This window comes from Acinetobacter sp. 231_lipA (genome assembly GCF_058243005.1).
In genome coordinates, this window is the sequence record NZ_JBZAYU010000001.1 from 352920 (window position 1) to 365676 (window position 12757).

The window sequence follows — 12757 nt, forward strand, 5'->3', positions numbered from 1 at the left end:
TCAAATGTTGTTGCAAAAGTGAATTAACAGGCAAGTTTTTTTATCTTTCAACCACTTAGTTTAAAGAAAAAAGTATTGTCTTTTGGAGTTTATAAATGCAGTCTTCACTTAAATATATACTGGCCATTGCCTCGACCATCGCGCTGAGCCAATCGCAAGCAGAGATGGTTCAGTCATCATTTACCAATGATAACGATAACTCTCGCCTAGCTGCGCGTGTCTTGAATAAAGATGCTCAAGGCTTCAACTCACACTTCTCAAATTTAAATAGCCTTTCAATCACTGAACGTTCAGGTGATAAAATTCGTCGCGAAACAATCGCTGCAAAAATTGAGATCCCTGAAGAAGAGCCTTCAGTGATTGAAAAGTTAAATACTGTTGCATCAAATACAGTCCGTAAGTTTAGTCAAACGGGTATGGCGTCTTGGTATGGTCGTCAGTTCCACGGTCGTAAAACAGCAAGTGGTGAAACATTCGATATGAATGCATTAACTGCAGCTCATCGTAGCTTGCCACTAAACTGCTTTATTCGTGTAACGAATAAAACCAATGGTAAAAGTGTTGTGGTTAAAGTAAATGACCGCGGCCCATTCCATGGTAACCGTGTACTCGATCTTTCTTATGGCGCTGCTAAGCAACTGGGTATCACCAATGCAGGTACTGCTAAAGTTAGCATTGAACGTATTGATGGACCCAACTCTTAAGATTCTTTCCTACAGCATGCATTTGACAGCAAAGCCACAGTAATGTGGCTTTTTTATTGTTCTATCTTTGCCTAATGTTTTACACAATCGTAAACAGCTCGATCTCCATCATTTGATCCCTCCCAGATGCTTAGTTTGAATAAGATGCGAAATCTAATCGATCCGATTTTTTGAAGTGAGTGCGCTCACATTTTTACAGCGGTGGAAGACTAGCAAAATTAAATATTTTCTCAGCTCATTCTTATCTGATCAAAGCCAATTTTTCTGCCTACCCTGAACTGTAGTTTTATGCATTCGTCAAATTAGAATGATTTTATGAATTACCTAGTAAATTAAGCGCCATTTTTGCGATATTAGATTCACTATTGCCCTGCTTGTTTTTGTATAATTAGGGCAGTTTTATGAACCAAAACTCAAAAGAAAACCTTGTTATTTCTTCAAAGTTCTCAAACCCCGCCTCATTTGCTCTATTTTCAACTTTTTTAGCTCCCCAATCAAAGCTAAGCCAATTTGATAGACATAGAAAAAATCGCAAATGGTGAGCATTTAGAACAACACAAATTTAAAAGCAATGAAAAAGATCGGGCTCTCGCACTTTTTCATGCTTTTTCGGTATTTTATGGGCCTATTTGCTGACGAAATGCTAGAAATCGAATAACAGATTCAGACCGTAAAAAAATCCTAAACTCAGCAAAATACTGAGCAATAATTTTCTCGTCAAAAAAGTGATTAACAGCGTAAAAATCGCCCCATAAAAATAACTATTTTGAAGTATCCCTTTCCAGTGCCCTCCTTCGAAAAAAACCAGTGGCAAACAAATCGAAACCATCAAACAAGGCGCCGCATATTTCAGCATGCGTGTCGCAAATTTAGGCAGTCGAATTTGAGTTTTAGGCTCTAAAAATAAATACCGATTAAAAAAGGTCACACAGGTCAAACTCAAAACAAATAACCAGGTCATGTTTTAGTCCTCTGCTTGATCAGAAAACGCAGCAACCCACATCCCACTAAACCCAGCCAGCAAAATAGCTGATCCAAGCTCGAACCAACTCAAAATCAGCACCATGATCGAGGAACTCACCACGCCATAAATTGCGGCTTTATTTTGAATCAGCATCACCGCCATAACTAAAAAAACCACCACAATTGAAAACTCTAAGTGGAGATTCGAAAGATCAGGTACTTTATTTGCAAGCAAAATACCCATTAAACTAAACAGCACCCAACTGACATAAAAGCTGAATCCTGCACCCAACATATAGGCATAAGACGGCTTTTCCTTTAGCATCGCGGTGGCGTAGAGTTCATCGGTCAGCAAAAAACCGATGCTCAATCTTCTTTTGAGTGACCAAGGCTTCACCTCTTCTCTTAGACTCAGTGCATAAATAAAGTGCTGGCTGGTTAGAAAAAACACGGTGATCAGAATACTCAGTAAAGATGCACCCGTCATGAGCATACTCAAACTGACCAATTGTGCCGCACCTGCAAACACTAACGCCGACATGCCTACAGCTTGCATGACACTCAGACCCGCATTAATCGCCGCTGAGCCAGCCAATATCCCCCATGGAATAACGGCGACTGAAAGCGGCAACATATCTTGCACACCACGGAAAAAACCTAAACTTTTTTGTTGGATCAATTGCGACTGCACAGCAGACTCCATTTTTCAACTCGCTAGAGTCAATATGCTGCATACCTTAGACGGCTTTCTTGTATGAAATTGCTGTTATTTTAAATTTTATGTGCCAGATATTGCGCAGGCGTACAGCCTAAAGACTTTTTAAAATGACGAGTGTAATGGCTTTGATCGGAGAAACCACAGAGTTGTGCGACTGTCGCAATCTCGCAGCCTTGTTTAAGTAAATATAATAGACTTCCTTCATAAATCATTTTTCAATCAATTTAATTGTTTATCTTTCACCCAATCTAAATTGTATATGCCAGCAAGTAAATTAAACCGCAGGTTTAATCTTTTACGACGATTTCTATATACACAAGATAAAATCTTAAAACATTTCATCCTTCCAAATACATGCTCTACTTGAATTCGTCTACGACCAATCTCTCTATTTAACTTTTTTAATTCAGAATCTAGTTTTTCAGTTTTCTTTGCTTTAGATGGCATGAGGCATCCAAAACCCAATTTCTTTATCCCTAAATACCCCTTATCAACAATAAAAAAGGGCTTAAATTTTAATTTCCTCATGCTTTTTTTAAATATTTTAAAATCATGCATGCTTCCATGACTTCCACATACACTCAGTATTTCACCTGTTGTATAGTGCATAGATAGCTGAAATTTAAAGGTATGTCGCTTTTTTTTACCGCTATACCATTTCTTCTGTTTTTTTTGGACGTTGAACTAATATTTCAGTGGCATCAATCACAACAACTTCCCAATCCACTTCATCTCGATTAGGAAGTTGTTTTGGCAAGTTAAATTTTCCAGAACCGATTAAGGTATCTTCAATAACACGTGTGATACGAATTGCACTCGTTTCAGATACACCGTAACTCATACCAAGATGGAAAAATGTTCGATATTCTCTCCAATATTCTATACATAAGAGCAAACGATCTTCCAACGGTAATTTATGCGGTCGTCCTTTACCAATATGACGAGGTAAATGCTTATTTAGCTCGGCCAACATGAGGTTAAATGTAGCCCAACTAACACCGGTAAGCCTACGAAACTTAACGTCTGATAATTTTTGAATATCTTTGAATTTCATCCAAGGATTATCCCTTGAATTAAATAATTTTGCTGATTAATTTAAGATCAAATAAATTGTACGTTTTTTGATTTATGACGGAAGTCTAATGATTTACGTAATCGAAACTGTACCAACCATGCATGAGGTGGAAGTCCAGTAAACTTTTTAAATTGACGTAATAAATGCCATGGGCTCATCCCGACGACAGCGGCGAGCTCGGCCAGTTGATGCTCTCTTTCAGGTTCCGCAGCAAGTAGTTCTTGTACCAAGACCACTTTACGCTGCGCTTCAGGCAAGTCTTTTAATATTTTCTTAGATTGATTATAACGGCTTAATAAATAAGCCAAAGTTAAAATATATAAGCTCTGTTTAAACAGTGTATTTTTTGGCTGTAACAACAAATCGAATAGCAAATTCAATTGTTCGGCTAATCCTTCATCATGAACCACAGCTTGCGGAAACCACGGCATAGTGCCTGCTTCATGAAAAAAATCTTGACTCACTTCTTGAATCATTTCAGGAGTCGGATAAATTGCTCGATAACACCACCCAGTTTCAACAGCAGAAGAACCCGTATGCACCTCATCAGCATTCACTAAAATAATGTCGCCTTGCGGTGCAATATGCTGATTTCCTGTACGTAAAAAAGACTGCGCACCTTCATCAATTAAGCCAATGCAATAGCCTTCATGGGTATGTTTTGAAAACTGCGTATGCTGATAGGAGGCTTTTAACATTTCAAGACCGTCAAGTTCTTGAACATGATGGTAATTTACAAATTCACTGGGTCTGATTTCGTGCATGAGTTGGCCTCTCCTGAACACTCAGCATACTGCGATTCAGCAAAACGTATAGAACAAAATTGCTCTACTACTGATAGGTTTTTCCTTGGTGTTTTAACCAACCACCTTCATGGCGCTGTTGTGGATCGTGATGTGTCCAGTGGATCACCCCACCTTTTTCACTATATTCGTATTCACCATTGAAGCCAACGGTATCCCCTTTTTGTAAGCGTTCAATACGGGGTGCTAAATCAATATTATGTGCAACCAAAACCGTCATTGTATTAGGGAGTTCTACAATAAATTTTTGATGACGAGAACCATCATTATCATCTTTAAGCACAGCCACAACACGCCCTTGTGATTGAACTTGAATATTACTTTTCCGGTTTTGAAACGCTTGGGCAATTTTTGCTGTGCCATCAAGTACTTGATTTTGCGGTTGGCTGGTCTGTGTAGAGGGCTCTACCGCGACTGATGGTGTCGATGTTTGTAATTGATTTTCTTGAAGATCGATTCCGAAATACGCAGCAATCAAAAGTACGATCACCGCACCAATACTCAGGTTGGTTTTGTTGGCCACTTATCTACTTCTCCGTTTTATTTTTATTAATTGTATAAAAAAAGCCCCAAAGGGGCTTTTTTTACTCAAAATAATTTTTCAATTATTTTGCAGCAGCTTGAGCAGCAGCAACTTCTTCAGCGAAAGAAAGTTCAGCTTTTTTCTCAATACCTTCACCCACTTCAAAGCGAGCAAATTGAACAACTGTAGTACCAGTTGCTTTAAGAACGTCAGCAACTTTCTTGTCGTTGTCGATTACGTACATTTGACGATCAAGAGCAACTTCGTTCAAGTATTTCTCAACTGAACCAGTGACCATTTTCTCAACGATGTTTGCAGGCTTACCAGATTCAATTGCTTTAGCTTCAGCAATTTCTTTCTCTTTAGCGATAAGTTCAGCAGATACACCTTCAGCAGAGATAGCAACTGGGTTGAATGCAGCAACGTGCATTGCAATACCTTTACCAGTCGCAGCATCACCTGTGTAAGATACAACAACACCGATTTTTAAACCGTGTTTGTAAACTGCAAGGTTTTCGCCTTCAATGATTTGAGCACGACGAACTTGGATGTTTTCACCGATTTTTTGAACAAGAGCAATACGCGCTTCTTCTACAGTTGCACCATCTTCAAGTTTCAATTCAGCAATTTTAGCAGCATCAGTTTCGCCAGCAGCTAACGCAGCAGCAGCAACTTGAGCAGAGAAACCAGCAAAGTTTTCGTCTTTAGCAACGAAGTCAGTTTGGCAGTTTACTTCTAAAAGAAGCGCTTTGTTACCGTCTTGAGCGATAGTGATTGCGCCATCAGCTGCAATGTTACCCGCTTTTTTAGCCGCTTTAGCTTGACCAGATTTACGAAGGTTATCAATCGCTAATTCGATGTCACCATTCGCTTCTGTTAATGCTTTTTTACATTCCATCATTGCAAGACCAGTACGATCGCGCAATTCTTTAACCATGCTTGCTGTAACTGCAGTCATGTCAATCTCCTAAATACGGTAGAAAATGAATTCTTTTTAGAACAGAAACGGCCCAGAGCTGTCTCTTGGGCCGTCTGCATACATAACGCTTACTTTGCCACCATCACATGTCGCAAAAATGACAAGCTTACGTCAAACGCATTAAGCCTCAGGAGCTTCTTTAGCTTCTTCAACTTTAGCTTGTGCATTTGCTTGTGATTGAGCATATTCTTTACCTGCAAGAATCGCATCAGCCATAGCAGAAGCATACAAAGTAACTGCACGGATCGCATCGTCATTACCCGGAATAACGTAGTCTACGTTGTCTGGGTTAGAGTTTGTATCAACGATACCGATTACAGGAATACCAAGGTTTTTAGCTTCTTTAATTGCAATTGCTTCGTGATCAACGTCGATTACGAATAATGCGTCAGGTAAACCACCCATGTTCTTAACGCCGCCTAAAGCGCGTTCAAGTTTTTCCATCTCACGAGTACGCTCTAAAGCTTCACGTTTAGTAAGCTTAGCGAAAGTACCATCTTGAGATTGAGTTTGAAGGTCTTTAAGACGGTTGATAGATTGGCGAAGTGTTTTCCAGTTCGTCAACATACCACCTAACCAACGGTGATCAACATATGGTTGACCAGCACGTTGTGCTTGTTCACGGATGATGTTAGAAGCAGCACGTTTCGTACCAACAAACAATACTTTATTTTTTTTGCTAGCAAGGTTGTTAACAAAGTTCAAAGCATCATTTAACGCAGGAACAGTGTGCTCAAGGTTGATGATGTGAATTTTGTTACGCGCACCAAAGATGTATTGACGCATCTTTGGGTTCCAGAAACGTGTTTGGTGACCGAAGTGTGCGCCTGCTTGAAGAAGGTCGCGCATGCTTACGTTGTAATCTGCCATTTTCTTTACCTTAAAGTTTGGGTTAGGCCTCCATATATCCGCATCCTCCACCCTAACGGGCACCCAGAGAAATGTGTCGATATATGTGCGGATTTTATTGCCCCATCGCACAAAGCCCGTGAAATTTATTCACGAAAAAGCATTTGATAAAATGGGCGGCTATTTATACCATAGTCACACACAAATTTCCAAAAGTTTTTAGAGATCATGAACAGTACTTACGAAGCACCCCGTCGACTCATCAAAAGCGCTGAAGACATCGAAAAGATGCGTGTGGCTGGACGACTGGCGGCTGAAGTCTTGGATATGATCAAGCCACATATTAAACCAGGTGTGACTACACTTGAGTTAGATACGATTTGTCACGATTATATTGTCAATAAACAAGACGCGATTCCAGCATGTTTAGGTTACGGTGCTGCACCGGGTCGCCCTGCTTTCCAACATGTGATTTGTACTTCTGTAAACCATGTGGTCTGTCACGGCATTCCTTCAGATGCAAAAGTGTTGAAAAAAGGCGATATTTTAAATATTGATGTGACGGTCATTAAAGATGGTTTCCACGGCGATACCAACATGATGTACATCGTGGGTGGCGAGACGTCTATTCTCGCGAATCGTTTATGTAAAGTGGCACAAGAAGCGATGTACCGTGGAATAGCAACAGTGAAGCCGGGTTCAACCATTGGCGACATTGGTCATGCCATTCAACAATATGTCGAATCGGAACGTTTTGGTGTCGTGCGTGAATACTGTGGTCACGGTATTGGAACTGTGTTCCATGACGAACCTCAAGTCTTACACTATGGTCAACCAAACTCAGGCATGATTTTAGAAGAAGGCATGACCTTTACCATTGAACCAATGGTCAATGGTGGTGACTGGAAAACTAAATTACTGGGCGATAAATGGACGGTAGTGACCAAAGACCATAGTTTGTCTGCACAGTATGAACATACGTTGTTGGTCACTAAAAACGGGGTTGAAGTGTTAACTGCACGTCCTGAAGAAGATTTATCACGTTTTCAGTCTTAAATAATGTCATTGGCATGAAATATGATGCCATCTGTCAAAAAGACCACCTTGAGGTGGTCTTTTTTATGGCTGAGCAAATATTGGATTTTAAATTTATTCTTTATTTTACAGATAGCTAGAATCAAAAAACACTCAACTGTAGCGCTCTATTACATTCATTCATCTGTAACAAAGATTGCAAGCAAGTAACATGATCACACAAAACGGGTTTTGACATTCACAAATGTCAAAAACACATGTCCTTCAAAAACAACAGCTTTATCGTAGCAGCAACCTTAATAATACGCTCTATAAAAACGAATAGCTAATTTGGACATGGAGTCCCAGAATGAAAAAAACATTGCTTTGTGTAGCAACGTCTATTGCTGCCTTGCCTATGCTCACACATGCAGATTCACCTTATTTTAGTCTACAAGATGGTGATGGATTTAAACGCTTTTCTGTATCGGTCGGTGCTTTACACGTCATGCCACAAGGTAAAGCTCAACCCTTCCGAGTTAGCACATCAGTTAAAGAAGGCGAAGTAGCCAAAAATGGTGACATTAAAGTCGACACCGTCTTAAATAATCTAAATGAAGATGTTGACCAAAGATTATTAGCCGATGCACTCAAAGTATTGGGGTTTGTAACAGGAGGGAATCTCAGTTCAGGTTTAAGTGGTTCATCCACTATAAGCGGCCTCGAAAGCTGGGATAACCCAGGTACGGGTTTAGAAGCCGATGATGTCACAACCCTTGGTATCATGACCAACTACTTTTTTACCGATAATATTTCCTTCGAAATGAAAGCCGGTATTCCGCCTAAAGTCGACTTACAAGGCAAAGGAAAAATTTATGCACCCTTCGCCGCAGTTGCGACCCCACAAATAGGCAACCTCCCCTTAGAATTTTTGGTGGTGTTTCAAAAAGTATGCTGAAAAAAAGCAGGTTGGATTTTGATAAAATAGAGAAATGCGAATAACTCTAGAAATCAAGTGTCCAGCCTGCCTAAGTGACAGTATAAAGAAAAATGGCACAAAAGTAGATGGTAAGCAAAATTACCAATGTAAAATATGCAGACGTCAATTTATTGGTGATCATGCTCTCAGTTATCAAGGCTGTCACTCAGGTATCAAAACCAAAATATTACACCTCATGGTGCGAGGCAGTGGTGTCAGGGATATAGCAGAAATTGAAAGAGTAAGTATCGGTAAAGTTCTACGGACACTTAGCCAATCAAAATATCAACTTCGAGCACAGCAAAGTCATTATGAAACCCTTGAAGTAGATGAGTTTTGGACTTTTGTTGGTCATAAGCAAAATAAACAATGGCTAATTTATGCCTATCATCGAGAAACAGGTGAAATTGTTGCTTATGTATGGGGTAACCGAGATTTAGCCACTGCAAAACGACTTAAATTAAAATTGAAGCAGTTAGGTGTAAGCTATACATGTATATCAAGTGACCATTGGGATAGCTTTGTTACGACCTTTAAAGAATGCAAACAGTTGATTGGTAAATTTTTCACTGTGGGTATAGAAGGCAATAATTGTCGATTACGGCATCGAATCAGGCGAGGCTTTAGGAGAAGCTGCAACTTCTCCAAAAAGCTTGAAAATCATTTCAAAGCCTTTGATTTAGTGTTCTTTTATATCAATAATGGATTCGTTTAATGCCAGCATACTTTTTGAAACACCACCGAATTTTTAAATATTGACTTAAAAAATAATATTTTCATTACCGATTTGGAAGCACATGGCCCTGCGGCATCTGCACGCGCGTGGACACCTGCTTTCGAGTTCCAATATCACTTTGGTAAAACAGGTGTGAATAAATTCCGCCCCTATGTCGGTGTTGGAATGATGTATGCCTACTTTAATGAGTTGGAAATTAACCCACAAACTGAAAAAGACTTGATTGCAGCAGGTCATATGATTGCCAATATTAAAGAAGGAAATGCTGGTGCATCACTTGAAGGGAAAAAGAGTTCAGCCAATCCCAAAGTTAAGCTAGAAGCAACTGATGCCTTCGCGCCTATTGCAACCGTCGGTTTCACCTATGACTTTAATGATAAATGGTTTGCTGTCGGCTCGGTGTCCTATGCTCATCTTAAAAATGAAACCACAATCACCGTCAAAGATGCTACGCACGGTGAACTAATCAAATCTACAGCCGATATTGAAATTAACCCAATTCTGGCGTATGCAGGTGTCGGCTACCGGTTCTAAGCTTCAAACAACTACCAAAAAGACGACACCAAGTCGTCTTTTTTCATGAATATTCATTGTTTTTATTGATCAAATAGTCAATTTTTTATCATCGCTTTCAGCAAATAATTTACTTAATATAGCGAACTCTAAGCTCATTTTTTGGTTGAAATATGTCAGAAACTCGTTTTTCCAAACCGCTGATTTATATGCTCATTGGAAGTGCAATAATTCTGGCATTATCACTGGGTGTCCGACATGGCTTTGGACTCTACCTTGTGCCTATGAGTGATGAGTTTGGCTGGGGACATAATGTTTTTAGTCTAGCGATTGCGATGCAAAACCTGATTTGGGGCGCTGCGCAGCCCTTTACAGGCGCATTAGCAGATAAATATGGCTCTAAAATCGTGGTTGCCGTCGGTGGGGTGTTGTATACCATCGGTTTGCTGCTCATGGCAGTCAGCTCTACGGGTTGGTTACTCAACTTAAGTGTCGGTCTTATGTAAGCGTCCGCTGAACCCCATGTCTATTTTTTAATTTGAGTTGGATTTCCAGCGGTGTGGTAGCAATTCTTCTATTTGGGTCACTTTATGGGTCGGCAATCTTTTCAGCACATCACTTAAATAGGCATACGGATCCAGCCCATTCAGCTTTGCTGACTGGATTAAAGTCATGATGTTTGCCGCTCGCTGACCACTACGCAGCGAACCTGCAAATAACCAGTTCTTACGTCCCAACGCCCAAGGCCGCATCTGGTTGTCGGGTAGTCAGACGCAGTTACCTACGTCCAACCCCCTAAGAACCGTGCATGCGAGTTTCCCAGCACACGGCTCAAGCCTCTGCTAAGGCGCCATTCGGCACCCGGTTATACATCGTTGACATTGGCAAACTGAACACTCCTCGGACAATACAGATGGTAAATCTCAAGATTAGCAACTGCATCCGTTCCACCATGACTTAGCTTCACAATATGACGGCTGTGCCATGGTGTATCTTTGGTGACTGGTTTAAGACAGGCGCAGCAGCGACCACCTTGTTTTAGCCACACCCGATACAGCTTGGCTCGCCCCTTTGCGGAGACCAGCATTCTTTTACCCCATCGGGATTCGAAGTACTCATCCCATGCGGGGTCATGAGGGTTAGCAGCAGCCTTGATCTTGATATGTCGCACAATTGGCGTGTCCGAGGCAGACACTAATGTGTATTGTCGCTTCCGACCATCGGCGGACTGTTCATCACATGAGAACACCCATCGACGCGCTCCTTGTACTTTGAAATACCGATCTTTGACCCATCGGAGTGTCTTGCGAGGGTGGCGACGTACAGCCCATCGCCAGAGCATTTCCCACACTGCGTTGTCTACCTGGTTGAAAACCTTCTTGGCAACGACATGACTGTGATAGTTGGCCCAACCCCTTAGAATCGGGTTGAGCAAACCGATCAAAGTGGCCTGTCGTGTCGCTTTGTTTGCATTGATTAATGCTCGCAGCTTGTCAAGATGAGCGCTGATGTTTGCCTTTGACGGCTTGATCAGTAGCTTGCCGTTGTACTTACGTACGTTCCAGCCAAGAAAATCGAACCCGTTCCCTATGTGCGTGATTTTGGTCTTTTCCTGAGAGAGCACGAGACCGCGCTGCGCCAGAAATTCAACCACGGCAGGACGAACTTCATTTTCGAGCCACTCTTTAGAATACCCCGTGATGATGAAATCATCCGCATACCGTACCAGTTGCAGCTTTTTGCCTGTCCATTTGGCGTTAGAGAACCTCTTCGCCAGCATCGTTTCCAGTCCGTCCAAGGTCATGTTGGCCAGCACCGGGGAGATAATACCTCCTTGCGGTGTTCCGGAAAGACTGGGAAACAGCTTGCTTTGGTAGACGTAACCGGCTTTGAGCCATTTCCGTAGAATCACCTTGTCCATTGGGAGGTTGGCGATCATCCAGTCATGGCTGATATTGTCGAAACAGCCTTGAATGTCACCCTCTAGCACCCACTCCGCACTTACTTTTCTTGACAGCACACCAAAGCACTGTGCTGCAGCATCCGCGGTTGAGCGTTGCGGTCTGAACCCATAAGAGTTCCGATCAGCGATGGTCTCCGCGATGGGTTCCAAAGCCAGCAGATGGAGCGCCTGCATGGCCCGGCATTTCATCGTGGGTATCCCGAGAGGTCTCATCTTGCCATTTTTCTTCGGAATAAGGACTCTCCGAAGCGGAAGGGGCGTGTAACCTCGCCTCTTCAACGACATCATCGCACCGGTCTTGGCCTTGGGTGTATTCCAAGTCACCTTGTCGACCCCAGCCGTGTTTTTGCCTTTGTTTTCAGACACTCGTTTGACGGCCAATGCTTTGCCACTAAACGAGTGAGTCAGCAGCCATTGCAAAGCTTTCGCCTTGTTATGCCTGCCGTCTTGTACCGCCTTCACAATACGCGCTTGCAGCCCTCTGACATGACGCTGTACAGCAATCCAATCGATGCTGTCCCACGATGTGCTGGAAGGTGCACACGCTGATACTGCTGCATTCATTTGCTCTCCCTCCATTAAAAGGGTTCTACACACTCTCTTGTGATGAGAGACCATAAGGACGTCAGCCCGCTTTCGCGTGGGGTAATGTTTCAACCTCTATCCAACCCATTACAGACTGGCATTCGCTTTTTCCTCGTTCCTTCGCCCGCATCACCATGGGCAGTTTTTGCAAACTGCTTTCCCAATGGGAGTAATACGGGATTTCCACGTTCCGCTTACTGAAGTACATCGGCTTAGGTGCCTGCTATCGACCGGGAGGCGTATGGGTCACGAATGCGTAGTCGAAAGACGCAATTCCCACCTCCATTACCGTTTTGGTTCGAGCGTATCAGCCATTTCCGCTCGTTCAACTTAACGATCGTTACGCAGATTCA

At 42.0% G+C, this 12757-nt stretch carries 10 protein-coding genes and 7 pseudogenes; 6 read left to right on the top strand and 11 right to left on the bottom strand.

What is annotated here, in order from left to right; genetic code table 11:
• Positions 1-95: 95 nt before the first annotated feature.
• Positions 96-704: a septal ring lytic transglycosylase RlpA family protein gene (locus AC4CUX_RS01820; protein WP_004695839.1), complete on the top strand. Its 609-nt coding sequence runs from the start codon at positions 96-98 to the stop codon at positions 702-704.
• A 643-nt stretch (positions 705-1347) separates the two neighbouring features.
• Here the strand turns inward: AC4CUX_RS01820 and AC4CUX_RS01825 are convergent.
• The 9 genes and pseudogenes from AC4CUX_RS01825 to rpsB all read right to left on the bottom strand — a co-directional run bounded on the left by AC4CUX_RS01825 (position 1348) and on the right by rpsB (position 6635).
• Entirely contained in the window at positions 1348-1665 is a 318-nt protein-coding gene (locus AC4CUX_RS01825; RefSeq protein WP_114837355.1) for an AzlD domain-containing protein, read from the bottom strand.
• 3 nt (positions 1666-1668) lie between these two features.
• The gene (locus AC4CUX_RS01830) at positions 1669-2370 is read right to left on the bottom strand and encodes an AzlC family ABC transporter permease (RefSeq protein ID WP_490792124.1); all 702 of its coding nucleotides are present in this window, start codon (positions 2368-2370) and stop codon (positions 1669-1671) included.
• Positions 2371-2438: 68 nt separating this feature from the next.
• Positions 2439-2570, bottom strand: a pseudogene (locus AC4CUX_RS01835) (AraC family transcriptional regulator); the annotation flags it as partial.
• A gap of 34 nt (positions 2571-2604) precedes the next feature.
• Positions 2605-2997 (bottom strand): annotated as a pseudogene (locus AC4CUX_RS01840) (transposase family protein); the annotation flags it as partial.
• A 37-nt stretch (positions 2998-3034) separates the two neighbouring features.
• A complete protein-coding gene (locus AC4CUX_RS01845; protein ID WP_017395860.1) occupies positions 3035-3439 on the bottom strand; it encodes a transposase family protein in 405 nt (134 codons plus the stop codon).
• An 89-nt stretch (positions 3440-3528) separates the two neighbouring features.
• A pseudogene (locus tag AC4CUX_RS01850) lies at positions 3529-4224 on the bottom strand (AraC family ligand binding domain-containing protein); the annotation flags it as partial.
• Between the two features lie 67 nt (positions 4225-4291).
• Positions 4292-4786, bottom strand: coding sequence for a DUF3465 domain-containing protein (locus tag AC4CUX_RS01855; RefSeq protein WP_114837352.1), 495 nt, complete (start codon positions 4784-4786; stop codon positions 4292-4294).
• A gap of 82 nt (positions 4787-4868) precedes the next feature.
• Positions 4869-5744: a translation elongation factor Ts gene (tsf, locus tag AC4CUX_RS01860; RefSeq protein WP_004695824.1), complete on the bottom strand. Its 876-nt coding sequence runs from the start codon at positions 5742-5744 to the stop codon at positions 4869-4871.
• 141 nt (positions 5745-5885) lie between these two features.
• Positions 5886-6635 carry a 30S ribosomal protein S2 gene (rpsB, locus tag AC4CUX_RS01865; protein ID WP_004982536.1) on the bottom strand — a complete coding sequence of 250 codons (750 nt, stop codon included), beginning with the start codon at positions 6633-6635 and terminating at the stop codon, positions 5886-5888.
• Positions 6636-6842: 207 nt separating this feature from the next.
• Here rpsB and map point away from each other — a divergent pair, with 207 nt between their 5' ends.
• The 5 genes and pseudogenes from map to AC4CUX_RS01890 all read left to right on the top strand — a co-directional run.
• Positions 6843-7670: a type I methionyl aminopeptidase gene (gene map, locus AC4CUX_RS01870; RefSeq protein WP_004695821.1), complete on the top strand. Its 828-nt coding sequence runs from the start codon at positions 6843-6845 to the stop codon at positions 7668-7670.
• A gap of 328 nt (positions 7671-7998) precedes the next feature.
• Positions 7999-8556, top strand: a pseudogene (locus tag AC4CUX_RS01875) (OmpW family protein); the annotation flags it as partial.
• Between the two features lie 64 nt (positions 8557-8620).
• The gene (locus tag AC4CUX_RS01880; protein ID WP_004282341.1) at positions 8621-9322 is read left to right on the top strand and encodes an IS1 family transposase; all 702 of its coding nucleotides are present in this window, start codon (positions 8621-8623) and stop codon (positions 9320-9322) included.
• 36 nt (positions 9323-9358) lie between these two features.
• A pseudogene (locus AC4CUX_RS01885) lies at positions 9359-9877 on the top strand (OmpW/AlkL family protein); the annotation flags it as partial.
• Between the two features lie 152 nt (positions 9878-10029).
• Positions 10030-10359: pseudogene (locus AC4CUX_RS01890) on the top strand (MFS transporter); the annotation flags it as partial.
• 30 nt (positions 10360-10389) lie between these two features.
• On the opposite strand, the pseudogene AC4CUX_RS01895 reads toward AC4CUX_RS01890, so the two are convergent.
• Positions 10390-10617 (bottom strand): annotated as a pseudogene (locus AC4CUX_RS01895) (transposase domain-containing protein); the annotation flags it as partial.
• 104 nt (positions 10618-10721) lie between these two features.
• The gene (gene ltrA, locus AC4CUX_RS01900) at positions 10722-12383 is read right to left on the bottom strand and encodes a group II intron reverse transcriptase/maturase (RefSeq protein WP_005167203.1); all 1662 of its coding nucleotides are present in this window, start codon (positions 12381-12383) and stop codon (positions 10722-10724) included.
• Positions 12384-12757 lie beyond the last annotated feature (374 nt).

Coding starts and splice junctions, on each gene's coding strand:
- AC4CUX_RS01820 (WP_004695839.1), top strand. CDS start 96: ATGCAGTCTTCACTTAAATATATACTGGCCATTGCCTCGACCATCGCG.
- AC4CUX_RS01825 (WP_114837355.1), bottom strand. CDS start 1,665: ATGACCTGGTTATTTGTTTTGAGTTTGACCTGTGTGACCTTTTTTAAT.
- AC4CUX_RS01830 (WP_490792124.1), bottom strand. CDS start 2,370: ATGGAGTCTGCTGTGCAGTCGCAATTGATCCAACAAAAAAGTTTAGGT.
- AC4CUX_RS01845 (WP_017395860.1), bottom strand. CDS start 3,439: ATGAAATTCAAAGATATTCAAAAATTATCAGACGTTAAGTTTCGTAGG.
- tsf (WP_004695824.1), bottom strand. CDS start 5,744: ATGACTGCAGTTACAGCAAGCATGGTTAAAGAATTGCGCGATCGTACT.
- rpsB (WP_004982536.1), bottom strand. CDS start 6,635: ATGGCAGATTACAACGTAAGCATGCGCGACCTTCTTCAAGCAGGCGCA.
- map (WP_004695821.1), top strand. CDS start 6,843: ATGAACAGTACTTACGAAGCACCCCGTCGACTCATCAAAAGCGCTGAA.
- AC4CUX_RS01880 (WP_004282341.1), top strand. CDS start 8,621: ATGCGAATAACTCTAGAAATCAAGTGTCCAGCCTGCCTAAGTGACAGT.
- ltrA (WP_005167203.1), bottom strand. CDS start 12,383: ATGAATGCAGCAGTATCAGCGTGTGCACCTTCCAGCACATCGTGGGAC.